This is a genomic window from Mycobacterium sp. (assembly GCF_004298145.1).
Classification (GTDB): domain Bacteria; phylum Actinomycetota; class Actinomycetes; order Mycobacteriales; family Mycobacteriaceae; genus Mycobacterium.
On record NZ_SCRH01000007.1, the window covers coordinates 35,039 to 61,556 of the forward strand.

The 26,518-nt window shown below is 68.2% G+C and carries 24 protein-coding genes and 1 pseudogene; 9 read left to right on the top strand and 16 right to left on the bottom strand.

What is annotated here, in order from left to right:
- Position 1: 1 nt before the first annotated feature.
- The gene (locus tag EPN51_RS02600) at positions 2-1,543 is read left to right on the top strand and encodes an alpha-(1->6)-mannopyranosyltransferase A (RefSeq protein ID WP_293036047.1); all 1,542 of its coding nucleotides are present in this window, start codon (positions 2-4) and stop codon (positions 1,541-1,543) included.
- Positions 1,544-1,553: 10 nt separating this feature from the next.
- Here the strand turns inward: EPN51_RS02600 and EPN51_RS02605 are convergent, their stop codons facing one another.
- Complete coding sequence (locus EPN51_RS02605; protein ID WP_293036049.1) at positions 1,554-1,958, bottom strand: Rv2175c family DNA-binding protein; 405 nt, start codon at positions 1,956-1,958, stop codon at positions 1,554-1,556.
- A gap of 80 nt (positions 1,959-2,038) precedes the next feature.
- Between EPN51_RS02605 and EPN51_RS02610 the strand changes: the two genes are divergently transcribed.
- Positions 2,039-3,337 carry a protein kinase gene (locus tag EPN51_RS02610; protein WP_293036052.1) on the top strand — a complete coding sequence of 433 codons (1,299 nt, stop codon included), beginning with the start codon at positions 2,039-2,041 and terminating at the stop codon, positions 3,335-3,337.
- Between the two features lie 85 nt (positions 3,338-3,422).
- Here EPN51_RS02610 and EPN51_RS02615 read toward each other — a convergent pair whose 3' ends face one another.
- The 3 genes from EPN51_RS02615 to EPN51_RS02625 all read right to left on the bottom strand — a co-directional run bounded on the left by EPN51_RS02615 (position 3,423) and on the right by EPN51_RS02625 (position 6,333).
- Entirely contained in the window at positions 3,423-4,811 is a 1,389-nt protein-coding gene (locus tag EPN51_RS02615; protein WP_293036054.1) for a class II 3-deoxy-7-phosphoheptulonate synthase, read from the bottom strand.
- A gap of 78 nt (positions 4,812-4,889) precedes the next feature.
- Positions 4,890-5,384: a polyadenylate-specific 3'-exoribonuclease AS gene (locus EPN51_RS02620; RefSeq protein WP_293036056.1), complete on the bottom strand. Its 495-nt coding sequence runs from the start codon at positions 5,382-5,384 to the stop codon at positions 4,890-4,892.
- Positions 5,385-5,472: 88 nt separating this feature from the next.
- Entirely contained in the window at positions 5,473-6,333 is an 861-nt protein-coding gene (locus tag EPN51_RS02625) for a hypothetical protein (RefSeq protein ID WP_293036266.1), read from the bottom strand.
- A 117-nt stretch (positions 6,334-6,450) separates the two neighbouring features.
- Between EPN51_RS02625 and EPN51_RS02630 the strand changes: the two genes are divergently transcribed.
- On the top strand, positions 6,451-7,734 hold the full coding sequence (locus tag EPN51_RS02630; RefSeq protein WP_293036059.1) for a glycosyltransferase 87 family protein: 1,284 nt from the start codon (positions 6,451-6,453) through the stop codon (positions 7,732-7,734).
- Here EPN51_RS02630 and EPN51_RS02635 read toward each other — a convergent pair.
- The 5 genes from EPN51_RS02635 to EPN51_RS02655 all read right to left on the bottom strand — a co-directional run bounded on the left by EPN51_RS02635 (position 7,731) and on the right by EPN51_RS02655 (position 11,119).
- Positions 7,731-8,459, bottom strand: a complete 729-nt coding sequence (locus tag EPN51_RS02635; RefSeq protein WP_293036061.1) for a lysophospholipid acyltransferase family protein — start codon at positions 8,457-8,459, stop codon at positions 7,731-7,733. The two genes, EPN51_RS02630 and EPN51_RS02635, sit on opposite strands and share 4 nt — an antisense overlap.
- Positions 8,460-8,545: 86 nt before the next feature.
- The gene (locus tag EPN51_RS02640) at positions 8,546-8,929 is read right to left on the bottom strand and encodes a hypothetical protein (protein ID WP_293036064.1); all 384 of its coding nucleotides are present in this window, start codon (positions 8,927-8,929) and stop codon (positions 8,546-8,548) included.
- Entirely contained in the window at positions 8,926-10,185 is a 1,260-nt protein-coding gene (locus EPN51_RS02645) for an ArsA family ATPase (protein ID WP_293036269.1), read from the bottom strand. The genes EPN51_RS02640 and EPN51_RS02645 overlap by 4 nt, the downstream gene beginning before the upstream one ends.
- Positions 10,178-10,615 carry an SRPBCC family protein gene (locus EPN51_RS02650; RefSeq protein WP_293036066.1) on the bottom strand — a complete coding sequence of 146 codons (438 nt, stop codon included), beginning with the start codon at positions 10,613-10,615 and terminating at the stop codon, positions 10,178-10,180. Before EPN51_RS02650 ends, EPN51_RS02645 begins: the two co-directional genes overlap by 8 nt.
- A 114-nt stretch (positions 10,616-10,729) precedes the next feature.
- A complete protein-coding gene (locus tag EPN51_RS02655; protein WP_293036068.1) occupies positions 10,730-11,119 on the bottom strand; it encodes a polyketide cyclase / dehydrase and lipid transport in 390 nt (129 codons plus the stop codon).
- 178 nt (positions 11,120-11,297) lie between these two features.
- On the opposite strand from EPN51_RS02655, the gene EPN51_RS02660 reads away from it, so the two are divergent.
- Positions 11,298-13,100 (top strand): long-chain fatty acid--CoA ligase, encoded by a 1,803-nt coding sequence (locus tag EPN51_RS02660; RefSeq protein WP_293036071.1) that lies wholly within the window; start codon positions 11,298-11,300, stop codon positions 13,098-13,100.
- Between the two features lie 19 nt (positions 13,101-13,119).
- Here EPN51_RS02660 and pimB read toward each other — a convergent pair whose 3' ends face one another.
- The 4 genes from pimB to EPN51_RS02680 all read right to left on the bottom strand — a co-directional run bounded on the left by pimB (position 13,120) and on the right by EPN51_RS02680 (position 16,781).
- Positions 13,120-14,250 carry a GDP-mannose-dependent alpha-(1-6)-phosphatidylinositol monomannoside mannosyltransferase gene (gene pimB / locus EPN51_RS02665; RefSeq protein WP_293036073.1) on the bottom strand — a complete coding sequence of 377 codons (1,131 nt, stop codon included), beginning with the start codon at positions 14,248-14,250 and terminating at the stop codon, positions 13,120-13,122.
- Positions 14,251-14,314: 64 nt separating this feature from the next.
- Positions 14,315-15,160, bottom strand: coding sequence for a DUF4157 domain-containing protein (locus EPN51_RS02670; RefSeq protein ID WP_293036076.1), 846 nt, complete (start codon positions 15,158-15,160; stop codon positions 14,315-14,317).
- A gap of 31 nt (positions 15,161-15,191) precedes the next feature.
- A complete protein-coding gene (gene ripC, locus EPN51_RS02675) occupies positions 15,192-16,346 on the bottom strand; it encodes a peptidoglycan hydrolase RipC (protein WP_293036078.1) in 1,155 nt (384 codons plus the stop codon).
- A 180-nt stretch (positions 16,347-16,526) separates the two neighbouring features.
- Positions 16,527-16,781, bottom strand: a complete 255-nt coding sequence (locus EPN51_RS02680) for a hypothetical protein (protein WP_366509367.1) — start codon at positions 16,779-16,781, stop codon at positions 16,527-16,529.
- A 146-nt stretch (positions 16,782-16,927) separates the two neighbouring features.
- On the opposite strand from EPN51_RS02680, the pseudogene EPN51_RS02685 reads away from it, so the two are divergent.
- Positions 16,928-18,769 (top strand): annotated as a pseudogene (locus EPN51_RS02685) (DEDD exonuclease domain-containing protein); the annotation flags it as partial.
- Here EPN51_RS02685 and trpD read toward each other — a convergent pair.
- On the bottom strand, positions 18,707-19,822 hold the full coding sequence (trpD, locus tag EPN51_RS02690) for an anthranilate phosphoribosyltransferase (RefSeq protein WP_293036080.1): 1,116 nt from the start codon (positions 19,820-19,822) through the stop codon (positions 18,707-18,709). The pseudogene EPN51_RS02685 and the gene trpD overlap by 63 nt on opposite strands.
- 159 nt (positions 19,823-19,981) lie before the next feature.
- On the opposite strand from trpD, the gene EPN51_RS02695 reads away from it, so the two are divergent.
- From EPN51_RS02695 to EPN51_RS02710, 4 genes are all read left to right on the top strand, one after another.
- Positions 19,982-20,593: a heme-copper oxidase subunit III gene (locus EPN51_RS02695; RefSeq protein WP_293036082.1), complete on the top strand. Its 612-nt coding sequence runs from the start codon at positions 19,982-19,984 to the stop codon at positions 20,591-20,593.
- A 29-nt stretch (positions 20,594-20,622) separates the two neighbouring features.
- The gene (locus EPN51_RS02700; protein WP_293036085.1) at positions 20,623-21,486 is read left to right on the top strand and encodes a cytochrome c; all 864 of its coding nucleotides are present in this window, start codon (positions 20,623-20,625) and stop codon (positions 21,484-21,486) included.
- 157 nt (positions 21,487-21,643) lie between these two features.
- Entirely contained in the window at positions 21,644-22,855 is a 1,212-nt protein-coding gene (locus EPN51_RS02705; RefSeq protein WP_293036088.1) for a ubiquinol-cytochrome c reductase iron-sulfur subunit, read from the top strand.
- A complete protein-coding gene (locus EPN51_RS02710; protein ID WP_293036090.1) occupies positions 22,852-24,540 on the top strand; it encodes a cytochrome bc complex cytochrome b subunit in 1,689 nt (562 codons plus the stop codon). The genes EPN51_RS02705 and EPN51_RS02710 overlap by 4 nt, the downstream gene beginning before the upstream one ends.
- Before the next feature lie 220 nt (positions 24,541-24,760).
- Here EPN51_RS02710 and EPN51_RS02715 read toward each other — a convergent pair whose 3' ends face one another.
- Positions 24,761-25,408: a DUF2561 family protein gene (locus tag EPN51_RS02715; protein WP_293036092.1), complete on the bottom strand. Its 648-nt coding sequence runs from the start codon at positions 25,406-25,408 to the stop codon at positions 24,761-24,763.
- Positions 25,408-26,343, bottom strand: a complete 936-nt coding sequence (locus tag EPN51_RS02720) for an MmpS family transport accessory protein (RefSeq protein ID WP_293036094.1) — start codon at positions 26,341-26,343, stop codon at positions 25,408-25,410. The genes EPN51_RS02715 and EPN51_RS02720 overlap by 1 nt, the downstream gene beginning before the upstream one ends.
- Positions 26,344-26,518 lie beyond the last annotated feature (175 nt).

Below are 26,518 nucleotides of genomic sequence, written 5' to 3' on the forward strand. Positions count from 1 at the left end.
GATGACGACTCCGACCGACACCCCGGCCGACGACTCGCCGACAGCCAAACCCGATCACGGCGAATGGCTTTCGCGACTGAGGGTATTCGTGGCCGCGGGCGAATCCCGCCCGGCGAAACTCGGCTTACTGGGCTCGGTGCTGATCACCCTGGGCGGGCTGGGAGCGGGCAGCACCCGCCAGCACGACCCGCTGCTCGAGTCAATTCACATGTCCTGGCTGCGGTTTGGTCACGGCCTGGTGCTGTCGTCAATCGTGTTGTGGACCGGCGTCGGTCTCATGCTGATCGCCTGGCTGGGCCTGGGCCGCCGCGTGCTGGCCGGCGAGGCCACCGAGTTCATCATGAAGGCCACCACCGGCTTCTGGCTGGCGCCGCTGCTGATCTCGGTACCCGTCTTCAGCCGGGACACCTATTCGTATCTGGCGCAGGGCGCCTTGCTGCGCGACGGCCTGGATCCCTACGCGGTGGGCCCGGTCGCCAATCCAAACATCCTGCTGGACAACGTCAGTCCCATCTGGTCGATCACGACCGCACCCTATGGCCCGGCGTTCATTCTGGTCGCAAAGCTCATCACCGTCATCGTCGGCAACAACGTGGTGGCGGGCACGATGTTGCTCCGGTTATGCATGCTGCCCGGTCTGGCGCTGTTGATCTGGGCGACCCCTCGATTGGCGCGTCATCTGGGCGCTGACCCCTCGACGGCGCTGTGGATCTGTGTGCTCAACCCGCTGGTGCTCATCCATCTGATGGGCGGGGTGCACAACGAGATGCTGATGGTGGGTCTGATGGCCGCCGGTATCGCGCTGGCGTTCGGCGGCCGCCACGTCACGGGCACCGCGCTGATCACCGTCGCCATCGCGGTCAAAGCCACCGCCGGCATCGCGCTGCCCTTTCTGGTGTGGGGGTGGGCACGAGACCTGCGCGACCGACGGGGATATCGGCCCGCGCGAGCGCTTCTCGCGGCCACGGCGACGTCGCTGCTGGTCTTCGCGGTGGTATTCGCGATCCTGTCCGCGGTGGCCGGCGTGGGCCTGGGGTGGCTGACCGCGCTGGCCGGATCGGTGAAGATCATCAACTGGCTGACCGTGCCGACCGCGGCGGCCAACCTTATCCACGCGATCGGCAGCGGGTTGTTTCCGGTGAGCTTCTATCCGATCCTTCGAATCACCCGGCTGCTCGGCATCGCGATCATCGCGGTCTCGCTGCCGGTGTTGTGGTGGCGGTTCCGTCGTGACGACAAGGGCGCGCTCACCGGCATCGCGTACTCGATGCTGATCGTGGTGCTGTTCGTCCCGGCCGCTTTGCCCTGGTACTACTCGTGGCCGCTGGCGGTCGTGGCCCCCCTGGCCCAGTCACGACGGGCGGTGGCGATCATCGGCGGCGTGTCGACCTGGGTGATGGTGATCTTCAAACCCGATGGCTCGCATGGCATGTACTCGTGGCTACATTTCTCGCTCGCCACCGTCTGCGCGTTGATCGCGTGGCACACGCTGCGCCGGGTTCCTGGGCCACCTGCCGAGCGGGCCGAGGTCACCGCCGGATAGGCGGCGGGGTTCAGCAGGCCATCGCCTGTGCCCGGCGCACCACTTCCCGGGCCTGGTGGGCATGCAGCGCATCGACGGGACGCGCATTGCTGATGGCATCCCGGCTGCCGTCGCGCGTGACCGTCAGCGACGGGTCCCGGGTGAACAACCAGCGCACGATCTCGGTGTCGTGATAGCCGCCGTCGTGCAGGATCGTCAACAATCCCGGCAGGCTTTTGACCACCTCGCCGGATTGGGTGAAGAACACCTGCGGCACCACCACACCCTCACCGCGCCGGACCGCAACCAGATGGCCCTCCCGGAGTTGTTGGTGCACCTTGGTAACCGAGACCCCGAGCAATTCGGCGACCCGCGGCAGGTCATAGATCGGCTCGTCGGGATCTAGCACATCGTCGCCGGCAGGAATACTGCTCATCCGCGCAAGTGTAAGCCTTGATACGCGCCTTGAACCCGTGTTCTTCCGCCCAATCACACCGTCGCACCTACGATGGCCCCGTGGCCCAAGCTCATCCACCCGGCCGGGCCGGCCCGCGTCGGCAGCGGGCCGAAGCCGGGACAGTGGACCCGTTGGACAACACATTGCTCGACGGCCGCTACCTGATCCAGTCGAAGATCGCCAGCGGCGGCACCTCAACGGTGTACCGCGGTCTCGACACCCGGCTCGACCGTCCCGTCGCCGTGAAGGTGATGGATTCTCGCTATGCCGGCGACGAACAGTTCCTGATCCGGTTCCAACGCGAGGCCCGCACCGTTGCCCGGCTCAAAGATCCCGGGCTGGTGGCGGTCTACGACCAGGGCTCCGACGCGCGGCATCCGTTTCTGGTGATGGAGCTCGTCGAGGGCGGGACCCTGCGCGAGTTGCTGGGCGAGCGTGGACCCATGCCGCCTTATGCCGTGGCGGCGGTGCTGCGTCCGGTGCTCGGCGGCTTGGCCGCCGCGCACCGCGCCGGCCTGGTGCATCGCGACGTCAAGCCGGAGAACGTGCTGATCTCCGACGACGGCGAGGTGAAGATCGCCGACTTCGGGTTGGTGCGCGCGGTGGCGGCCGCCGGAATCACCTCTACCAGCGTCATTTTGGGCACCGCCGCGTATCTGTCACCCGAACAGGTGCGCGACGGCGACGCCAGCCCGCGCAGCGACGTCTACTCCGCGGGCATCCTCGCCTACGAGATGCTGACCGGGCGCACCCCCTTCACCGGTGACTCGGCGTTGTCAATCGCCTACCAGCGGCTGGACACCGACGTGCCGGCACCCGGTGCGGTCATCGACGGTGTGCCCGCGCAGTTCGATCAGTTCGTGGAGCGCGCGACGGCCCGCGACCCGGACGAGCGGTACGCCGACGCCACCGAGATGGCCGCCAATCTCGACGCGATCGCCGACGAGCTTGCGCTGCCGGACTTTCGGGTGCCGGCGCCGCGCAACTCCGCGCAGCACCGGTCGGCCGCGCTCCACCACAGCCGGACGAGCCAGCGCCCGCCCACCGCGCAACAACCCGGGCCGCCCCCGGTGCGCCACCCCACCCGCCAACTGACCCGGGGCCCCGAGGATTGGCCGGAGCCGCAGCGTCCGGTGTCGGTCGACGCCGAACCCGACGACGGCGACGACGATGACGGTGACTACGAATATGGGCCCGTCACAGGCGAATTCGCCGGTATCCCGATCAGTGAATTCGTGTGGACCCGCCAGCACAACCGGCGGATGGTGCTGGTGTGGGTGGCGCTGGTGCTGGCGCTCACCGGGTTGGTCGCGACCGCGGCGTGGACCATCGGAAGCAACCTCAACGGACTGCTGTAGGTCTTTCTTTCCGCGAGCCTTCACATTTGTACGTCGGCGACGGCGTGTCGTCGTACCAACACGCACGCTCGCCGGAGGGTGAAGCCTAGTCGCGCAGCATCTCGGCGACGAGGAAGGCCAACTCCAGCGACTGCTGGGTGTTCAGCCGCGGGTCGCACGCGGTCTCGTAGCGGCCAACCAAGTCGGTGTCCGAGATGTCTTGCGCCCCACCAAGACACTCGGTGACGTTCTCCCCGGTGATCTCGACGTGGATGCCACCGGGATGGGTGCCCAGCGCGCGGTGCACCTCGAAGAAACCCTGCACTTCGTCGACAACCCGGTCGAAGTGCCGAGTCTTGTAGCCGTTGGATGACTCGTGGGTGTTGCCGTGCATGGGATCGCACTGCCAGATCACCTGGTGGCCGGCGGCCTGGACCTTCTCCACGATCGGTGGCAGCAGGTCGCGCACCTTGTTGTTGCCCATCCTGCTCACCAATGTCAGCCGGCCGGGCTTGTTGTGCGGGTCGAGCCGCTCGACGTATTCGACGGCCAGCTCCGGGGTGATCGTCGGGCCGACCTTGACGCCGATCGGGTTGGCGATCACCTCCGCGAAGGCGACGTGCGCGCCGTCGAGCTGGCGGGTCCGCTCACCGATCCACACGGTGTGCGCCGACAGGTCATACAGCTGAGGTTCGCCGCCCTCGCTCTCGGACAGGCGCAGCATCGACCGCTCGTAGTCGAGCACCAAAGCCTCATGGCTGGCGTAGATTTCGGCGGTCTGCAGGTTGCGATCCGCCACACCGCAGGCGCTCATGAAACGCAGACCGCGGTCGATCTCGGTGGCCAGCGCCTCATAGCGGGCGCCGGCCGGCGAGGTCCGGACGAATTCGCGGTTCCAGTCGTGGACCAGATGCAGCGAGGCCAATCCCGAAGACGTCAGCGCCCGAACCAAATTCATCGCCGCGCTGGCATTGGCGTAGGCGCGCACCAACCTTGACGGGTCATGCTCGCGCACCGCGGCGTCCGGGGCGAAGCCGTTGATCATGTCGCCGCGGTAGGACTTCAGCCCCAGCGCGTCGACGTCGGCCGATCGCGGTTTCGCGTACTGCCCCGCGATGCGGGCCACCTTGACCACCGGCATGCTCGAGCCGTAGGTCAGCACGACCGCCATCTGCAGCAGGGTGCGCACATTGCCGCGGATATGGGGTTCGGTGTTCTCGGTGAACGTCTCCGCACAGTCGCCGCCCTGCAGCAGGAACGCCTCACCCCTGGCCACCTGGGCCAGCTGCTCTTGCAGCCGGACGATTTCCGACGGCACCGTCACCGGCGGCACGCTCTCCAGGACCGTGCGCATCGCCGACGCCTGATCGGCCGGCCAGCTGGGCTGCTGGGCGGCCGGCTTGGACAGAGCCGCGTCCAACCGCGCCCGCAGATCGGTCGGCAGCGGCGGCAGCGGCGGCAGCTGATCGATCGGTATGTCGACGGTCCAGTTCATCGGTCCATCGTAACCGGGGCGCGGGCGCCGTTGGTCCCGGCTGATCAGCGCGAACGCCGTTCATCCGGGCTCTACGGTTCAGTCTGCGGATGTGATCAACCGGAATCGGCGGAGCTGATCGCGGGCGTCGACCAGCGCGTCGTGGGCATCGGGCGACCGCGGCGGCATCCGCGGGCTGCCCCGGTCTTCCCACAGTTGCCGCAGCTCCCGGGTGAAACGGGGTATGTCGCGCGGCAGGTCGGGCATCGGGCCCCACAGCTGGCACAAGGCCACGTGGTCGTAGGCCGCCACCCACGCCCACAGTTCGATCGGCTCAGCGGCCGCGTTGCCTGAATTTAGGCCGAAGAATTCGGCCAGGTCCTCGCGGATCCGCCTGCGTGAGCGCCACAACTGCGACGCCGGGGGCGGCAACTTGGGCAGCACGTTGGCGCGCACCCACGGCCCGGCGCGCTCGGGATCGAATTCCGTGGACACCGCGTAGTATTCGCGGCCGTCTTCGGCGGCCACCCCGATCGAGATCAGTTCGATGGTGCGGCCGTCCTCGATGAATTCGGTGTCGTAGAAGTACCGCACCGGAAGAAGCCTAGACCGGTGACGACGAGTGCCGGCACGGCACGAAGAAGGAGCCGGTCAATCAAGCAGCGGCGAGCGGGGCTGCGGGTTATCTGCCGATCAGGATGGGACCGGTGGGAGCCGGGGCGGGATGAATCTCGTCGTCCAGCCTGGCATCGACCGCGTGTGGGTCCGGAAACCGTGGCGTGCCGGCGATGGCGCACTGCAAATACAGCTTGGCCCGCACCACCGGGCGGCGCAGCCGCCTTTCGCGCTGCAGCGCGCGACGCATCTTCTCCGGATGCGTGGAGTACCGCCAGCGGGCCCAGGGAGCGTGCGGGCGCGACAGCCGGATCGCACCGATGACCAGCAGGACGACGAGGAACATGCCGAGCAGGCCGGTCCAGACCTTGCCCTTGAGCACCACCACGACGGCCAGCGGCAGCGTCAACGCCATGGCGCCGCCCACCACGGCCCGCAGCGCCACCGAATTGGCGTCATGCCAGATCGGCAGGAAGAACATCAGCGGGTGCAGGCCCATGATCAACAGCCCGGCCACCGCCACGGCGGCAAAGACCGCATCGACCGACGTGCGGCCGTCCTCGGACCAGTAGACGTCGGACAGGTGCAGGATCAGCGCGTACTCGTCGAGGACCAGGGCGGCCCCGATCCCGAAAAAGGTGGCGGCCACCATGAACTGGGGCTCGTGCCCGTCGATGGACAGGGTGACCAGCGTCAGCCCGGACAGCAGGGTAAGGACCACCCCGAACGTCACGTGGTGGATGTGCACTCCCCCGACGTGGACGTTGCGCGGGTGCCACCACCTGGTGGGCCGGCCGTTGTCGACGCCGTGACGGATGAAGCGCACGAACGTCCGCGTGACGAAAAACGTCAGGATGAAGGCCACCAGGCAGCACAACAGTGGCAGGTGGCCCCGGTCGTGAATGTCATGTTCGAACCATCGGGACATCTCGTCCACGAACGAGTGGAGCACTCTTGAAACCTACGCCTCGGCGCGCCGAGGTCGTGGGAGCCGCGCTGCACCAGGGGTGTCCGGGCCCGGGCACCCATTACGCTGTTGTGCGACATGAGTACACGGCAGGCGCCCGGCGTGGGCAATCGACCCGGGTGGGCGCTGTGGTGGGGCCTGGCTTGGCTGCTGGCCGCGGCGGGGCTGAGTTACACGGCGTGGCAGTTGTTCGGGCACACGCCCTATCGCATCGACATCGACGTCTATCAGATGGGCGCCCGGGCCTGGATGGACGGGCATCCGCTGTACCGCGGAGATGTGATGTTCCACACCCCGATCGTGGATCTGCCGTTCACCTATCCGCCGCTGGCCGCCATCGTGTTCTGCCCGTTCGCCTGGATGCACATGCCGGCCGCGAGTGTCGCGATCACCGCCCTGACGTTGGTGCTGCTGGTCGTGTCGACGGTGATCGTGCTGACCCGGCTAGACGTCTGGAGCACCTCCACGGTGTTGCCCGGCCCGGCCTGGCTGCGCCGGTGGTGGCTGGCCATCGTCGCCGCTGCGGCGGCGACGATCTGGCTGGAACCGATCAGCTCGAACTTCGCCTTCGGTCAGATCAATGTGGTGCTGATGACGCTGGTGATCGCCGACTGCGTGCCACGCCGCACGCCGTGGCCGCGGGGGCTGCTGCTGGGGCTGGGCATGGCGCTGAAGCTGACGCCGGCGGTGTTTCTGCTCTATTTCCTGCTGCGCCGCGATTACCGTGCGGCGCTGACGGCGCTCGCGTCGTTCGTGGGGGCGACGCTGCTGGGTTTCGTCCTGGCGTGGAACGACTCGTGGGAGTACTGGACGCACACCCTGCATCACACCGATCGGATCGGCGCCGCGACGCTGAACACCGACCAGAACATCGCCGGCGGCCTCGCGCGGCTGGGGCTGTCCCAGCAGGAACGCTTCCTGCTGTGGGTGGCGGCGTCGCTGCTGGTGCTGGCGGTGACGGTCTGGGCGATGCGGCGGGTGCTGCGCGCCGACGAGCCCACGCTCGCGCTCGTCTGCGTCGCGTTGTTCGGGCTGGTGGTATCGCCGGTGTCGTGGTCACACCACTGGGTGTGGGTGCTGCCGGCGGTGCTGGTGACGGGAATCGTGGCCTGGCGCCGCCGCAACGCGCTGCTGATGGTCATCAGTGCCATCGGGGTGGCGCTGATGAGGTGGACGCCGATCGATCTGCTCCCCAAGCATCACGAGGCGAGCGCGGTCTGGTGGCGCCAACTTGCCGGGATGTCCTACGTGTGGTGGGCGCTGGCGGTCATCGTCGCGGCCGGCATCACCGTCACCGCCCGTGGAATTTCGCGGGACACCGCCCCGCCGCAGTTGGCGGCGCCGGTTACCGCCGTCGGCTAACCGGCAGCGGTCTCGGGAATCCGCACGGCCTCGCCGTCGGCCGCCTCACCGGTGTCGCCTTTTTTCAGGCTGGCCGCGTAAATGTCGACGTATTCCTGGCCGGACAACCCCATCAGCTCGTAGATCACTTCGTCGGTGACGGCCCGCTCGATGAAGCGGTTACCGGCCAGCCCGTCGAACCGCGAGAAGTCCATCGGCTCGCCGAAGCGAACGGTGATCCGGCCGAACCGCAACATGTTCGTCCCGGGCGGGTTGACGACGTTGGTGCCGATCATCGCGACCGGGATCACCGGGACCCCGGTCTCCAGGGCCAGCCGCGCCAACCCCGTCTTGCCCTTGTACAGCCGGCCGTCCGGCGACCGCGTGCCTTCGGGGTACATGCCCAGCAGCTTGCCCTGCGCCAGCACCTGTTGCGCGGTCCTCAGCGCGGCCCGGGCGCTGTCGGCGTCGGTACGGTCGATCGGCACCTGCCCGACGGCGGTGAAGAACCACCGCTGGAACCACCCCTTGAAACCGGTGCCGGTGAAATATTCCGCCTTCGCCAGGAACGTGATTCGGCGCCGCACCACCAGCGGCAGATAGAAACTGTCCATCACGGCCAGATGATTACTCGCCAGTATCGCCGGTCCGGAACTCGGAATGTGTTCTAGGCCTTCAACTTTCGGCCGTCCCAGCAGCGACAGCAACGGGCCTAGGAGCACGTACTTGACTAGCCAATACCACATGGCTCTCCCTCTCGGCTACACCCGTCGATGTTCTGCGCCAACTGTACCCATCCCCACACGAAGGGACCACCCGCGGCGCAGCCTCCTCACTCGTCCACGGTGACCGGGATGGGCTGATAACGGGTCCGCGAGGCGGCATCGCCGGCGTCGGCCGCACCGCCGGGCGGACCATCGGGCGGCGGTTCCGGCGTCGGTTTGGACGCCCGGTCGATGTCGTCGACGATGTCGCGGATCACCTGGAGCAAGGCCATGCTGTGGTCGGCGATCGCGGTGAGCAAGGGGTGTTGGTCGCCGGTCGCCAACGCCGCCAGCGCGCACACCGGGCACCACACCTGCTGGCATTTACCGGTTCCGGGTCCCGCGCCCGCCGTCAGCGCCGCCGCGGCGCGCACCGCGGGGTCGATTCCGTCCAGGATCGACTGGGCGAGCCTGCGTAGCTCCGGACCGATTTCGGGATGAGCCCCGCTCACCTAGGCCACACCTCCGGGTCTGGTCGAAAACGCACTGTCAGCTCGCTGCCCCGCAGGCGGGCGTCCAGCACCGTGCAGCGCCGAAGCACGGACGCCAATCTCACCCTGCGCCGCAATCCGCCGGCGCTGATGATCAGGTCGTCATCGACCCGCCCCAATGTCAGCGCCGACGGATCGAGTTGCGGCAACGCTAACCGCATCCGGTAGATGGACCCAAGTCCCGTCCCGGATTCCAGGTCGACGGTGGGCCGCAACGGGCCCGGCGGCGCCATACCGCCCCGCCGTCGGGCGGCATCGAGCAGTGCCCCCAGCGCCTTGGTGCCGATCGGTTCGCCGGACAGGTGCGGGGTCATCACGAGGGCCACCTCACCGATGGTGGCGTCGAGTTCGTCGAGCACACTCTGCTGTTCGGCGATGCGTTCGGTGTACCAGTAGAAGGCCGGGTGTTCGGGCAGGTTGCGGTACTCGTACGACTCGTCTTGCCGCAGAACCTGGTTCACGATCAGCTCTTGGACGCGCACGCCCATCAAGGCCAGCGACCCCAGCGTCCGAGCCGCTTCCGCGGCGACCACCCGTTCGGGGGTCAACACCAGATGCGCACTGACCAACTCACCGTCGGTGAGCAACGCGCTGAGCGCCTCCACGCTGGCGCTGATGCGCTCGAGCAGCCCCACCACCGCCGCCGACCGGGTGTCGTCGGCGGTGACGGACAACCGGCGATGCCGCGGCCACGCCCGCTCGACGTACAGGCCGAAGGTGGCGGGCAACGTCAACATCCGCAGGGCATCCGCGGTCGACGCGCAGTCGACCACCACGCGGTCCCACCGCCCGGAGCCGGCCAGCTCACCGACCGCGTACAGCCCGAGCACCTCCTGAACACCGGGTAGCGCCGAAAGCTCTTCGGGCGCAATGGCGCCCAGTTCGGAGTCGGGGAACCGCCGGTCCAATGTGGCGACGACGTCCCGCCACCGGACCTCGAGCAGGGCCAGGGTGTCCAAGGCCAGCGCATCGAGAAACCCGCCGCCGGCCTCCGCGTCATCGGCGAGCACCCGCACCAGCTCGCCCTGGCTGGGCGGGACGGGGATGCCCAGCACGTCACCCAGCGAGTGCGCCTGGTCGGTGGACACCACCAGCACCCGCAGCCCCGCGCTTGCGGCACTGACCGCGGTGGCGCAGGCCAGGGTGGATTTCCCTACCCCGCCTTTGCCAACGAAGAGACTGATCCGGGCCGGGGTGGGCTCAGCCGTTTCACTCAGCCTCGACTCGTTTCTTCAGATCCTTCAACGCGGTGTCGGTCAAACGCCGCTCGGCCTTGCGCTTGAGCAGGCCGATCATCGGCATGACCAGGTCGACGGAGAGTTCGTAGGTGACTTCGGTGCCGGATCCTTTGGGCGCCAACCGGTATGAGCCTTCGAGGGAGCGCAGCAGCGAACTCGAGACCAGCGTCCAGCTGACCGATTGGCGATCTTTGGGCCATCGGTAGGACATGACCATGGTGTCTTTGAGGACGGTGGCGTCCATGACGATCCGCGCCACTTTCGGGTAGCCGTCGGCGTCCTTCTCCTGCACCTCGGCTTCCTTGTATTCCGAGATCCATTGCGGATAGGAATCGATATCCGCGATCACCTGCATCACGGTGCCCGGGTCGGCTTCGATGTAGATGGTTTGCGTCGTCTTCTCCGCCACCTGGTTGCTGCCCTCTCTCCCGCCGGCGGACCGACCCGGCTTCCTGGGCCTGCCGTGCAGGAACCCCCGCGGGTCTCGGTCCGACACGGTACTCTCTGCGCGAACCCGACCCGGTTAAACTACCGGAGAAACTCCGACCGGACGTGACCGTTCCAGTGTCGTCTTGACCTCAAAGGCCATTTTTTTGCCCGCCACTCGGCGGCGGTGCGTCATTTTCGCCAGGTTCAGCTTGGCCAGCTGCCAGGCCGCCACCCCGGTGGGCTCGGCGTGCAGGAAGTAGTGCAACACGACCCCGTCCAGCGACGGTTCCAGCCAGACCTCCATGGTCCCGGTCAACGCGCCGGTGACCGACCACCGGACGCCTTTGTCCGCGCGGTCCTCGACGACCTGCAACCGCAGGTCCGGCCACCAGCGGCGCCAGCTCGACTGATCTGCGACCGCGGCGCCCACCCGTGCGCCGTCGGCGGCCACAAACGTCTCATCCGCGATCTGGATGCTGTTCATGACCACAGCTTCACACACCCGCCCGCGGTGTCCCGCCGAGGGCGTGCCGGGCGCCGCGGCAGGCAATCGTGGTACCGGCCGCACCGACTACGGCCGTGCTGGATCGATGCTCGGATTAGGCTGGTCAACAGGAACCCGGCTGCCGGGAAACGTCACGAGGTCAATTGAGGTCATAAGAGTGCGTGAGTACAGCGTCCCCGCCCGCTTTTCGGTCGCCGAAGACGACAACATCGCGGCGATGGTCTTCGAGCACGAGCGCGACGATCCGAACTTTGTCATCTACCAACGTCAAGTCGACGGGGAGTGGACGGACGTCACCTGTGCCGAGGCGGCTGATCAGATCCGCTCCGCCGCACTGGGTTTGATTTCCCTGGGAATAGAGGCCGGCGACCGGGTGTCGATCTTCTCGGCCACCCGCTACGAATGGGCGATCCTCGACCTGGCGATCTTGGCGGTCGGCGGGGTCACCGTGCCGATCTACGAGACGTCGTCGGCCGAACAGGTGCGCTGGGTGCTGGCGGACTCCGAGGCGGTGCTGGTGTTCGCCGAAACCGACGAACACGCGGCGATGGTCACCGAGCTGACCGCCGAACTGCCCGCCCTGCGCCGGGTGCTGCACATCGACGGTTCGGGCCCCAATGCGCTCGACCAGCTCGTCGAGGCCGGCAAGTCGGTCGACGCGGCCGAGCTGACCGCGCGCCTCGTGGCGCTGCGGGCCGTGGATCCCGCGACACTCATCTACACCTCGGGCACCACCGGGCGGCCCAAGGGCTGCCAGCTGACGCATTCCAACCTGCTCTATGAGACCCGCGGCGCCAAGGAGAGCCTGCCGACGCTGTTGCACGAGGGGCAGCGGCTGCTGATCTTCCTGCCGCTGGCCCACGTGCTGGCGCGCTCGCTCACCTTGTCCGCGTTCGCCAACAAGGTGACCGTCGGATTCACCAGCGACATCAAGAACCTGCTGCCGATGTTCGCCGTGTTCAAACCGACCGTGGTGGTGTCGGTTCCGCGGGTGTTCGAAAAGGTTTACAACACGGCCGCGCAAAACGCCGCGAACGACGGCAAGGGCCGGATCTTCGCCATGGCCGTGCAGACCGCCGTCGGCTGGAGCGAGGCCCAGGACCGCGGCCGGCCGGGGCCCGTGCTGCGCGCCAAGCATGCGCTGTTCGACCGGCTGGTGTACGCCAAGCTGCGCGCGGCGCTCGGCGGCGACTGCCATGCGTCCGTGTCGGGTGGCGCGCCGCTGGGGTCGCGACTCGGGCACTTCTACCGCGGCGTGGGGCTGACCATCCATGAGGGCTACGGCCTGACCGAGACCAGCTCGGCGATCACCGTCAACCAGGTCGGCAACGTAAAGGTCGGCACCGTCGGAACGTTGTTGCCCGGCAACAGCATGCGCATCGCCGACGACGGCGAACTGCTGGTGCGCGGCGGCGTGGTGTTCAGCGGCTACTGGCGCAACGAGCGGGCCACCGACGACGCCTTCACCGACGGCTGGTTCAAGACCGGAGACCTGGGCGTGCTCGACGAGGACGGCTTTTTGAGGATCACCGGGCGGAAAAAGGAAATCATCGTCACCGCGGGCGGCAAGAATGTCGCCCCCGCCACCTTGGAGGACCGGCTGCGGGCGCATCCGCTGATCAGTCAGGCCATGGTGGTGGGCGACAACAAGCCGTTCATCGGCGCGTTGATCACCATCGATCCCGAGGCATTCGACGGCTGGAAGCAGCGCAACCAGAAGGGGGCCGGCACCTCGGTGGCCGATCTGGCCACCGACCCCGACCTCGTCGCCGAGGTGGATGCGGCCGTCAAGGACGCCAATCAGGCGGTGTCGCACGCCGAGTCGATCCGCAAGTTCCGCATCCTGCCCGTCGATTTCACCGAGGACACCGGGGAATTGACGCCGACGATGAAGGTCAAGCGCAACGTGGTGGCCGAGAAGTTCGCCTCCGACATCGAGGCCATCTACGAAAAGGACTGACCGCGAGCGCTCGGCACCACTAGCCGAGCAGCGCGGCCAGCCGTGCCGCCAGGGTGTCCCAGCGCCACTGGGCCGTCACCCAGTCGCGCCCGGCCGCGCCCATCGCGGCGGCCCGGTCCCGGTCGGTCAGCAGCCCGGTGACGGCGTCGGCGATTTCGGTCACCGAGCAACCATCGATGACGAGGCCGGTTTCGTTGTGCCGCACCGTTTCTGGGGCTCCCCCGGATCTGCCCGCGACGACGGGCACGCCGCTCGCCGAGGCCTCCAGGAAGACGATGCCCAGTCCTTCGACGTCCAGGCCGGCACCGCGGGTGCGGCAGGGCATCGCGAATACGTCAGCCAGCGCGTGATGCGTGGGCAATTCGGCGGCCGGTACTCCGCCGGTGAAAATCACCTCGTCGGCCACCCCGCAGTCGCGGGCCAGCGTCTGCAGCGATTCCAGATAGGGGCCGCCGCCGACGATGACCAGGGCGGCTCCCTCGACGCGCTGCCGGATCGAGGGCAACGCTTTGATGAGCATGTCCTGGCCTTTGCGTGGCACCAGCCGAGACACGCACACCACGGTGGGCCGCTCGCCCAACCCGTAGCGTTGACGCAACTCGGCACGGCCGGCCGGATCGGGCTGAAACCGGTCGGTGTCCACGCCGGAGGGCAGGTATTCCAGGGACGCGTTGGGCCCGAAGGCCGGCGCGAAGCGTGACCGCGTATAGCGGCTGACGAACGTGACGACGTCGGTGTCCTCGCCGATGCGGCGCAACACCGAGCGCGCGACCGGCAGCATCGACCACCCCACTTCGTGGCCGTGCGTGCTGGCCAGCACTCGACTCGCCCCCGCCGCACGAGCACGCCGGGCCAGCAGCGCCAACGGTGCGGCCGCCCCGAACCAGACGGTCTCGATGCCGTGCTCGACGATCAACCGTCGCATCCGGGCATCGACCGCCGGGCCGGGCAGCATCAAGGTGCCCGGGTGACGCACCACGCGGTAGCCGGCGGCCTCGTCGTAGGCCTCGGCGCCCTTCCATTGCGGCGCGTACACCGTCACCGAATGCGACTGGGCCGCCACCAGCCGACCGACGAACTCGCCGAGGTACGACTGGATGCCACCCGGGCGGGGCGGAAAGTCGTTGGTTACCAGCAGGACCCGACTCACGTGCGTCAGGCTAGCGTGGCGGCGACGCGGTCCGTGCACACGGCCTGAGCCCCGCGATGCACCCCTAGTGGGTCAGCCATTGGCGCCAGCCGGTGAGCAGGCCCGTCGGGCTGGTGCCCAGCACGTCCTGGGCGGCGGTAGTCAGGTCGGCGCGCCTGATGCCGCAGGTCGCCAGGTACAGATCGTGCAGCTTCGGCGTTCCGTAGGTGTCGGCGACGAAACGGGCGAACCACCAGGCGTGGTCGTAGGCCAGCGAGCGCTGCGCCCCCGGCACGTCCAGGTCGCTGTCCGATGGCAGCGTCATGGGCAGCAACCCATCGGTGGGCACCGGCGTCGGTGGGCGACCGACGAAGTCGGCGACCCCTTCGGTGAGCCAGCGGGGCGCGTCCGCGACGGTGTCCGCGCGTGCGGCGTAGTGAAAAAGCTCGTGGGCCAACACGATTCGCAGTGACGCCGCGCTCATGTTGGCAGCACCCGGCGCGAACACGATCCGTTGGCCAAGGGCGATCCGGCGAACGGGATCGACCCGGTCGGAGACGGTCGCGGCCGCGATATCGGCCCACTGTGACGCCGGTCCCCCGCCGGCGTCGGCGCGAAATTCCTCGTCCGTGCCGGCCGCAACCACCGAGATTTCGCGTGTCCAGTCGACGCCCCAGAATGCCTCCACGGCGCTGATCGCGGCGCCCATGCCCGCGGCCACCCGGAACAACAAACGCTCACTCGATGGGCCGCCGAGGCCCAGCAGTCGGACGGTGCGGTCGCCGACGACGATCGACTTCGCCGAGGCGTTGACCTGGCTGTGGGTGGGCGTAATCAGCTGTGGGGGCCGGATCCTGTTGTTCCGTTCCGCGTCGAACGGCGCGGCCGCGGTCACGATCAGCTCGACGACGAATACCCACGTCAGCAGCATTGGAAGCCGCCGGCGCCGCGGCGCGGGGTGTCTAGTAACGGCGAGCGTCGTAGATCGGGCCGGAGGAGTTCATCGGCACCACCCGTACCGGCACACCGTAGGTCGAGGAATGGATCATCATGCCGTCACCGATGTAGAGGCCCGCGTGCGAGGCGTCGGAGTAGAAGGTCAGCACGTCTCCGGGCTGCAGGTCCGACAGCGAAACGGGTTGACCGCCGTGGGCCATCGCCTGGCTGGAGTGCGGCAACGAGATGCCGGCTTGCTGGAACGCCCACATCACCAGGCCGGAGCAGTCGAATCCGCCCGGCGCGGCGCCACCCCAGACGTAAGACGAACCGACTTGGGTCAGCGCGGCCTGCACGACGGTGGCGCGGTCACCGCCGCCGACCCCGCCGGGAGCCATACCGGGCATTCCACCGGGAAGCGGCGCCTCACCCGGCGCCTGCCCGGCTGCCGGAGGTGCGCCGGGGGGTGCTGCGTCCGGCGCCGGAGCACCGGGGCCCGGCGCTGCCGCGGGGACCGCCGCGCCGGGGTCGGCGAGCGCGGTGCGCTGGTCGGCGGTCAAAGACAGGTATTGCGACTTGACCACCGCGATCTGCACCTGCAGCTGACTTTGCTTGGACTGCAAGCTCGCTCGAACCGCGGCGGCCTGCTCGGCCGCGCTCTTGGCGTCCGCGGCGGACTTCGCGGACTCCCGCTCGGCTTTGGCGGCCTGCTCTCCCGCGATCCGGTAGCTCTTCATCTGGCTCGCCATTTGCGTCGCCATCACCCGCTGCACCGCGAGTTTGTCGATCAGCCCCTGCGGCGAACCGGCCGTCAAGATGGCTTCCATGCCGTCGACGTGACCGCCCATGTAGGTCGCCGCGGCCAGGTTGTTGACGGAGGTCTGGTACGACGCCAAATGGGCCTTCGCCGCGTCCACGGTGGCCTGGTCGTCCGTGTGCTTCTTGTCGGCCGCGCGCTCTGCGGCCAGCTTGTCCTTCAGGTCGAGCTGGGCGCTGTGCATCGCCTCGGTGGTCTGCTCGGCCTGGCGGGACAGCTCGTTGAGTTTCGCCATGGCGTCTTCGGCCGGGTCCGCCGACGAGGGGGCGGTCACCACACCGCACAAGATCGCGAAGCCAGCTAGCGTCCCCATGGCCGAACGTGTCAGGACACGCGCAACCGGGTACCTAGAGTCAAGCCTCAAGATTTGCTTCCTTAAACGGCCATCGACGAATCATGGTCGTCGAGCGGGTTTAGGTCTCAAACAGGTTACGAAACGATATCTGCGTTTGTCCAAAGCGAGCGGTTAAGAAATTAGAAAGAATTCTGTCATTTCTATGTGAATCGTTTCGCGTGGCGCGAGGACCTTTGGCGGACAAGGCATTTAGGCTACACCAGATCCGAGACCCCGACGAATCGGGACCAGACGAAGTCGCGGCGCCAAGCCAACCTCGGCGAGAACTTCCAATGCCGCCCGTTCATCCTGCAATAAAGTATCCGGGACCCCGAGTATCACGCTGACCACACAGTCGCGGCAGCCGGGGCCGCGCGCCGCGCAGTCGTCACAGTCGATGACCACCGGCGCCCCCGGGTCTGGCGGCGGCGTGGCGACATCGGTCGGTCCAGTTCTTGGTGCCATCGGGTCGGTCCTCTCGGTCTGGCTCTGCGAGCCGGGTGGGCGAACATCACGCCGCACTGCCCGAACGGTAACCACGGGCACCGACATCTATCCCTGGCCGTGATCCCCCGGCCCGGGTGTCGGTCGTCGTGCTTAACGTCACCCCCGTGGGTGCACGTGGCGCGACTCAGCTGAGCTTCGCCGACGTGGGGTCGCCCTTCACGACTGACGAGCTCTCATTACGCGACACCACCTTCGTCGTGGTGGACCTGGAGACCACCGGCGGACGCACCAAAGGCGCCGAGGGAACACTGCCGGACGCCATCACCGAAATCGGCGCGGTCAAGGTGCGCGGCGGCGTGGTGCTCGGCGAGCTCGCCACCCTGATTGATCCGCAGCGCACCATCCCACCCCAGATCGTGCAGCTGACCGGCATCACCACGGCGATGGTGTCCGACGCGCCGACCATCGACGCCGTGCTACCGATGTTTTTGGAGTTCGCCGGGAACGCCGTGCTGGTGGCGCACAACGCCGGCTTCGACATGGGCTTCCTGCGCGCCGCCGCGCAACAGTGCGATATCGCCTGGCCACGGCCGCAGGTGCTGTGCACCGTCCGGCTGGCCCGCCGGGTGCTCAGCCGCGAGGAAGCCCCCAGCGTGCGGCTGGCCGCCTTGGCGCGGCTGTTCGCCGTCGCCACCCAACCCACCCACCGCGCCCTCGACGACGCGCGGGCCACCGTTGACGTCCTGCACGCCCTCATCGAGCGGGTGGGCAACCAGGGCGTACACACCTACGCCGACCTGCGCTCCTACCTGCCCGACGTGACACCGACGCAGCGCCGCAAACGGGTGCTCGCCGAGGGGCTGCCGCACCGGCCGGGGGTGTATCTGTTCCGCGGGCCGTCGGGCGAGGTGCTCTACATCGGCACGACCGTCGACCTGCGGCGCCGGGTCGGCCAGTACTTCACCGGCGCCGATCCCCGCGGCCGCATGAAGGAGATGGTCACGCTGGCCGGCGCGGTCGACCACGTCGAGTGCGCCCACGCGCTGGAGGCCGGTGTGCGTGAGCTGCGGCTGCTGGCCGCGCATGCCCCGCCGTACAACCGGCGGTCCAGGTTCCCGCAGCGCTGGTGGTGGGTGGCACTGACCGACGAGGCGTTCCCGCGCCTGGCGGTGGTGCGCGCGCCGCGGCACGATCGCGCCATCGGCCCGTTCCGGGCCCGCGCCGACGCCACCGACACGGCCACCCTGCTGGCCCGCTTCACCGGGCTACGAACCTGCACCAACCGGCTGGGCCGCTCGGCATTACACGGGCCCCTGTGCGCCGAGGCGGAGGTCTCGCCGTGCCCGGCCGCGCGCGACACCACGGCCACTCAATACGCGGCGGCCGTCGCGCGGATCGCGGCGTTGGTCGACGGCGCGGACAACACCGCTCTGACCGCCGCCATCGACCACGTCAGCGCGCTGGCCGAGCGGCGTCACTTCGAGAGCGCCGCGCGACTGCGCGACCGCACCGCGGCCGCGGTCGAGACGCTGTGGCGCGGTCAACGGCTGCGCGCCCTGGCCGCGCTGCCCGAGCTGATCGCCGCCGCGCCCGACGGCCACGGCGGCTATCACCTCGCCGTCATCCGTTACGGCCAACTCGCCGCCGCCGGCAACGCCGGGCGGGGGGTGCCGCCGATGCCGGTCGTCGACGCGATTACCGCTGGGGCACAAGCGATTCTGCCCGCACCGGCCCCGCTGGGCGGGGCGCTGGTCGAGGAGACCGCGCTGATCGCGCGCTGGCTCGGCGCCCCCGGCGTGCGCATCGTTCGGGTCGAGGGCACCCACGACGCCGCGGGCTGGGCTTCCCCGCTGCGATCAGCCGGCGTCTGGGCGGCATGGGCGGAGGTGGCACGCTCGGCACGCCTGGCCTCGGAACAGGTTACGGCGCAAGCCCTCCAGGATTCAGACGTGCCGGCCGAACCGCACCCATCGCGCGAGCAGCTGTTTGGCCGCGCCGGAATCGATGGCCGCAGCGGCGCGGGCCAGCCCGTCCTCCCACGCCGGCAACCATTCGGCGCGACTGGATAACCCGGCGTGGGCCACGATCGCGCCGGCGGCGTTGAGGATGACGGCGTCGCGCACCGGACCCTTGCCACCGGCCAGCACCGCACGCACCTCCGCCGCGTTGGCCTGCGCGTCCCCACCCAACAAATCGTCGAGGTCGGCCCGGGGAAACCCGAAGCCGGCGGGGTCGAGCGTCAGCCTGTCCACGGTGCCGGCCTGCACCCGCCAGATGGTGCTGGTGGTCGTCGTCGTCAACTCGTCCAGCCCGTCGTCGCCGTGCACCACCAGCACGCTGGACCGGCGGGCAGCGAACACCCCCGCCATCACCTCGGCCAGGTCGGCGAATGCGCAACCAATCAAACCGGCGCGCGGTCTAGCCGGATTGGTAAGCGGCCCAAGGAGATTGAACACCGTCGGCACGCCGATCTCGCGGCGCACCGCGGAGGTGTGCCGATACGACGGGTGGAACAACGGCGCGAAGCAGAACCCGATGCCGACCTCGGCGAGGCTGCGCGCCACCTCCTCGGGGCCGAGGTCGATGCGAATCCCGAGCGCCTCCAGCGTGTCGGCGCCGCCCGACAACGACGAGGCCGCCCGGTTGCCGTGTTTGACCACCGGCACCCCCGCGGCGGCCGTCACGATCGCCGCCATCGTGGACAGGTTCACGGTGTTGACGCCGTCGCCGCCGGTTCCGACGATGTCGACGGTGTCTTGGCGGATGACGCCGCCGGGCATCGGCAGCGCGTGGTTGAGCATGACCTCGGCCAGCTCGATGACTTCGGCCGAAGTGGGGACCTTCACCTGCATCGCCACCGCGAAGGCCGCGATCTGGGCGGCGCTCGCCTCGCCGGCCATGATCTGGTCCATGGCCCAGGCGGCCTGCCCGCGGGTCAGGTCCTGTCCGCCCGTCAACCGGGCCAGGACGCGCGGCCACGAGGTCGCGGACGCGCCCGCGTCCTGCGGAGCACCTCCGGAGGGCCCCCCAACGGACGAAGCCTCGGATGACAAAGCCACGAGCCGATGGTCCCACGAGGACCAGACCAGTCCCAACCAGCCCCAATCTCCACCGAACTCGGCTGCGAGCTGCCCGGTCTGCACGCGCGCGCGACGCGCCGGAGATCAATTTCCGCCCCGGGTGGAGTTCAACAACTACAAAGCGTCATACTTGCGGATGTGACCAGCGCTGTCGGGACTTCAGGTACTGCAATCACGTCACGGGTTCATTCGCTGAATCGACCGAACATGGTCAGTGTCGGCACCATCGTCTGGCTTTCCAGCGAGCTGATGTTCTTTGCCGGCCTGTTCGCGATGTACTTCACCGCCCGCGCCCAGTCGGGCGGGAAGTGGCCGCCGCCGCCGACCGAGCTCAATCTGTACCAGGCCGTCCCGGTGACATTGGTGCTGATCGCGTCGTCGTTCACCTGCCAGATGGGGGTGTTCGCGGCCGAACGCGGCGACGTGTTCGGGCTGCGCCGCTGGTACGTGATCACCTTCCTGATGGGGCTGTTCTTCGTCCTCGGGCAGGGCTACGAGTACTACCACCTGATGGGTCACGGGACCACCATCCCCGGCAGCGCCTACGGCAGCGTGTTCTATCTGGCCACCGGGTTCCACGGTCTGCACGTGATCGGCGGCCTGATCGCCTTCATCTTCTTGCTGGCCCGCACCGCGATGAGTAAGTTCACCCCGGCGCAGGCTACGGCCAGCATCGTCGTCTCGTACTACTGGCATTTCGTCGACATCGTGTGGGTCGCGCTGTTCACCGTGATCTATTTCATCCGATGAGCAGGCGCTGGACGAACAGGAGTGCTCGGTTGAAGAAACTGGGGTCTATCCGATCCGGTTCGCGGCTTCCTCAGCCGCGACAAGGGCAGCGTGACCGTTCGCGACGGCGGCTGCGCCGCCGATTGTCGGGCGGCCTGCTGCTGCTGATCGCGCTGACCATCGCCGGCGGACTGGCCGCCGTGCTCACCCCGCGCCCGCAGGTGGCCGTCGCGGACGAGTCCAACTCGGCGTTGCTGCGGACCGGCAAGCAGCTGTTCGACACGTCGTGCGTGTCCTGCCACGGCGCCAACCTGCAGGGTGTGCCGGACCGCGGGCCGAGCCTGATCGGCGTCGGCGAGGAAGCCGTCTACTTCCAGGTGTCCACCGGCCGCATGCCGGCGATGACCGGCGAGGCGCAGGCACCCCGCAAGGAACCCATCTTCGACGACGGGCAGACCGACGCGCTGGGCGCCTACGTGCAGGCCAACGGCGGCGGCCCGACGACGGTGCGCAACCCCGACGGCAGCCTGGCGATGCACTCGCTGCGCGGCGAGGACCTCGGCCGCGGCGGTGACCTGTTCCGGCTGAACTGCTCGTCGTGCCACAACTTCACCGGTAAGGGCGGCGCGCTGTCGTCCGGTAAGTACGCGCCGAACCTGGAACCCGCCAACGAGCAGCAAATCCTGGCGGCCATGCGGACCGGTCCGCAGAACATGCCGAAGTTCTCCGACCGTCAGCTGTCTTTTGAAGCCAAGAAGGACATCATCGGTTACGTCAAGGCGGTGACCGAAGAGCGTCAGCCGGGCGGCTACGGGCTGGGCGGATTCGGGCCCGCACCCGAGGGTATGGCCGCCTGGATCATCGGGATGGTCGCCGCCATCGGGCTGGCACTGTGGATTGGGGCACGAGCATGAGCCGCCCCGAGACGATGCAGAGCGCAGCGATGCGGAGGAGCGGCGCCGTATACCGCGCCGAGACGATGCAGTGGGGGTCCTCCCAGCCGCGCAGCGGCGAGGGGGCCGAAGCGATGTGGGGGCACCTCCCGCTTGCGGGGGAGAGGAGCGGCGCAAAATGAACCAGGGACACGTTCGCGGCTCTGACACCGGCGGGAACCCCCAAGGCGCCGGCACGAAGGAGCCCGACGACGCGGCGCTGGCCGCGATGTCGCAGCAGGAACTGGTGGCGCTGGGCGGCAACCTCGACGGCGTCGACACCGTGTTCAAGGAAAACCGCTGGCCGGTCGAGGGCACCAAAGCCGAAAAGCGCGCAGAGCGTGGCGTAGCCCTCTGGCTTTTGCTGGGCGGCGGTTTCGCGCTGGCGCTGCTACTGATCTTCCTGTTCTGGCCGTGGGAGTACAAGCCGAAGGAGGCCTCGGGGAGCCTGCTGTACACGCTGGCCACGCCGCTGTACGGCCTGACCTTCGGGATGTCGATCCTGTCGATCGGCATCGGCACCATCCTGTACCAGAAGCGCTTTATCCCCGAAGAGATTTCGATCCAGGACCGCCATGACGGCGCGTCCCGCGACCTCGACCGCAAGACGGTCGTGGCAAACCTGGCGGACGCCTACAGCGGCTCCACCATCGGGCGGCGCAAGCTGGTCGGGCTGTCGCTGGGCGTGGGGCTGGGCGCGTTCGGCCTCTCCACCTTGGTGGCCTTTGCTGGTGGCCTGATCAAGAACCCGTGGAAGCCGGTGGTGCCCACCGCCGACGGCAAGAAGGCCGTGCTGTGGACCTCGGGCTGGACCCCGCGCTACCACGGCGAGACCATCTATCTGGCGCGCGCCACCGGCAGCTTCTCCGGGTCGCCGTTCGTCAAGATGCGCCCCGGGGACATCGACGCCGGCGGCATGGAAACCGTCTTCCCCTGGCGGGAGTCCGACGGTGACGGCACCACCCCGGAATCGCAGGAAAAGCTACGGGCGATCAACCAGGGCGTGCGTAATCCGGTGATGCTCGTCCGAATTCGGCCCACCGACATGCACCGCGTGGTCAAGCGGCAGGGCCAGGAGAGCTTCAACTTCGGCGAGCTGTTCGCCTACACGAAGGTCTGCTCGCATCTGGGTTGCCCCGCGTCGCTTTACGAGCAGCAGTCCTACCGAATCTTGTGCCCCTGCCACCAGTCGCAGTTCGACGCGCTGCACTTCGCCAAGCCGATCTTCGGGCCGGCGGCTCGCGCGTTGGCGCAACTGCCGATCACCATCGACAGCAACGGGTACCTGGTCGCCAACGGCGACTTCGTCGAACCCGTCGGACCGGCATTCTGGGAGAGGACGACAACGTGAGTCCGAAATTGAGTCCCCCGAAGATCGGCGACGTCCTGGCCCGTCAGGGCGAGGACATCGACACGCGCTATCACCCCTCGGCTGCCGTACGCAGACAGCTCAACAAGGTGTTCCCCACCCACTGGTCATTCCTGCTGGGCGAGATCGCGATGTACAGCTTCATCGTGCTGCTGCTCACCGGGGTGTACCTTTCGCTGTTCTTCGACCCGTCCATGGCCGAGGTCACCTACAACGGGGCGTACCAGCCGCTGCGCGGCGTGGACATGTCGAAGGCCTTCGCGTCGACCCTCGACATCTCCTTCGAGGTGCGCGGCGGCCTGTTCGTCCGCCAGGTCCACCACTGGGCCGCACTGATCTTCTCGGCGGCGATCATGGTCCACCTGGCTCGTATCTTCTTCACCGGCGCGTTCCGCCGGCCACGCGAGGCCAACTGGGTCATCGGTTCGCTGCTGCTCATCCTGGCCATGTTCGAGGGCTACTTCGGCTACTCGCTGCCCGACGACCTGTTGTCGGGCATCGGGGTGCGCGCCGCCCTGTCGTCGATCACGTTGGGCATGCCGGTGATCGGCACCTGGCTGCACTGGGCGTTGTTCGGCGGCGACTTCCCCTGCGGCGGTGTCGGCAATGAGTGTGACGCGGTGGGCTACATCGTCCCACGCATGTACGCCCTGCACATCCTGCTGCTGCCCGGGATCATCCTGGCGCTGATCGGGCTGCACCTGGCCATGGTGTGGTTCCAGAAGCACACCCAGTTCCCCGGCCCGGGTCGCACCGAGCACAACGTGGTCGGCGTGCGAGTGATGCCGGTGTTCGCGGTCAAGTCCGGCGCGTTCTTCGCCGCGATCGTCGGCGTGCTGGGCCTGCTGGGTGGTCTGCTGCAGATCAACCCGATCTGGAACCTGGGGCCCTACAAGCCATCTCACGTCTCGGCGGGGTCGCAGCCGGACTTCTACATGATGTGGACCGAGGGTTTGGCCCGCATCTGGCCGCCATGGGAGTTCTACTTCTGGCACCACACCATTCCGGCGGCGGTCTGGGTGGCGCTGATCATGGGCGCGATTTTCGTCCTGCTGATCATCTACCCGTTCCTGGAGAAGCGGTTCAGCGGTGACAACGCGCACCACAACCTGCTGCAGCGTCCCCGCGACGTGCCGGTGCGCACGTCGATCGGCGCCATGGCGATCTCGTTCTACATGTTGCTGACGCTCTGCGCGATGAACGACGTCATCGCGTTCAAGTTCGACATCTCGCTGAACGCGACGACGTGGATCGGGCGCATCGGCATGGTGATCCTCCCGCCGATCGTCTACTTCGCCACCTATCGGTGGTGTATCGGACTGCAGCGCAGCGACCGCGCGGTGCTCGAGCACGGCATCGAGACCGGCATCATCAAGCGGCTGCCGCACGGCGCCTACGTCGAGCTGCACCAGCCACTGGGCCCGGTCGACGACCACGGTCACCCGCTGCCGCTCGAGTACCAGGGCGCGGCGCTGCCCAAGAAGATGAACAAGCTGGGCTCGGCCGGTTCGCCCGGTAGCGGCAGCTTCATGTTCGCCGATCCGGCCTCCGAGGACGCGGCATTGCGGGACGCGGCGCACAGCTCCGAGCAGCGTGCCCTGACCGCACTGCGCGAACACCAGGACAGCATTGCGGGTTCGCCCAACGGCGAGGCCGGCGAGCACTAGGCACGGCTATCCGACGTGGCGCGGCGGCTCCTCCGGAGCCTCGCGCGGCGGCGGACCTAACGTCGGCGTCACCGGCGCGCGTCGCGAGAGATAAACCAGCGCAACGTGTGTCGTGTACGTCGCTTACCTGCCGCGGCCGCGGCTCCTCGACAGACCGATGCGACGGCGACGACGACCCGAGGCGGCGACGCGAAGCCCGCTGCGGGACCCGCAGCACGTGCTAGCGCTCGGCGACCGCGCGGCGCAGCCGCCGGATATGCAGCCACTCGAGCACCGGCATCGCGGCGGTGATGGCGCCGGCGAATCCGTACCCCACCCAGGACGCGCCGTCGTGACCGACCGCCATCAGGTAGGTCGCCGTCGCGACCGCGATCAGCGCCGCACCCATCGTGCTGGTCAATATGACCGTGCCGCGCAACCAGACTCGGTCTACCGCCTCGCCCGACCACTCCGCGTCCGACTTCGGTGTCGCCGCCGCCTGCACGGGCGCCTGCCGCGCCCGCTCCGCCGTTGTGCGCGGCGCCTGAGACATGAGGCGCACCGGGGGGCTGTTCGGCGCGGTCATCGCCTGGGCGGCCGGCTCGGACTGAGACATCCGGCGGGCCCGCAACAGTATTGGGATCGCGCCCGCGATGATCAGGGCGGAAACGATGATGACGGCGTACAACACCCAGGTGGTGTGCGGGCTGCTGGCCGTCTTGTGAAAGCCCCTGCCCAGGTCCGTGAGCGCGACGGCCGCGGCCACGCTGACACCCAACAACACCAGGTAAATGGCGGCGCACGCGCCGACCAGAATGCGGTCGATGACCCCGGGCGAAATGGTGTCGTCGCCCAACCCGCGCCGAGATGCCGAATATTTGCTGACCATCAGCAGCTCGTCTGCGGCGAGTCGTTGCTGTTCGACGACAGCACGGTTCCGTCGCTTGTCGTGATCGAGCAATTGAGCCTGCTGACCCGGAACAGGCTGGAGGCCTCCACCGAGCCCACGTCAGATTGCGAGATCGGGGTGACCGTCATCGACCACGGGATGTACACGTTGTGCTGAGTGCGCCGCCGGCCGGACGCGTCGACGTAGGTCACCGAGATGACGTCGCCCGGGGCCTTGGTGCCGGTCACCGAGTAGGTGACTTGCCGCGGACCGGCCGGTGTCGTGGGCGGCGGCGGCGGCGCTGCCGCCGTGGAGGTCGCCGGCGGCGCCGGAGCGGGTGCGGGCGGGGGCGGCGGTGCCGGGGAAGGCGTCACCGTCACAGTCTGTGTCTCCGTTGCTGTCGGGGGCGGTGGCGGTTCGGTCGTCGGTGGCGGGGGCGGCGGCGGTTTGGCGGTCGTGATCTCGTCCTGCATCGGTGGGGTGGACGGGACGGTGGTGGTGTTGGGGTTGGGGTTGGCCAGCTTGGTGGTGTCGGTCCGCGCGAACAGCAACGACACCGAAACGACGAGCGCAATCGCGGCCACGATCGCGGCGATCCCCACCACCCACGGCCAGCGCGCGGTGCTGTGTTCGTCGTCCTGCTCGGACTCCTCGTAGTCCTCGTAGTCGTAGAGCCGCAGATCGGGCGGCATGTAGGGGCCGCTGGTGAAATGTTCGGACTCCGGAGCCGAGTAGGCACGCGAATGTGCGTCCGTCTGGTCCCCCGCGGCCGATTCGGCACGGTCGTCAAAGGGTTCTGGCCCGCCCTCGACATCGTCGTCGCCGGCGGGCTCCACGTCGTCAGCAGGCTCGCCACCGGCTTCCGCTTGGTGGCTGATCGGGTCGACAGGATCGGGTTCGTCAGGTTCCCATCCCGGGGGTTTCGGCCCGCTCATCTCTGCCCTTTGCCTACCCTGTTCGACTGCATCACCTGCGCGTAAGACTCCGCGGCCACCTCGTTGCCGGGCGCGCTGGGAAACTTCTCATTGCCTGGGCGAAACACTACCGAACCCAAAACAGGCAATGCCGTCGTGGCGAACGACGCAAGCGATCACGTGATCTGATTGTGAC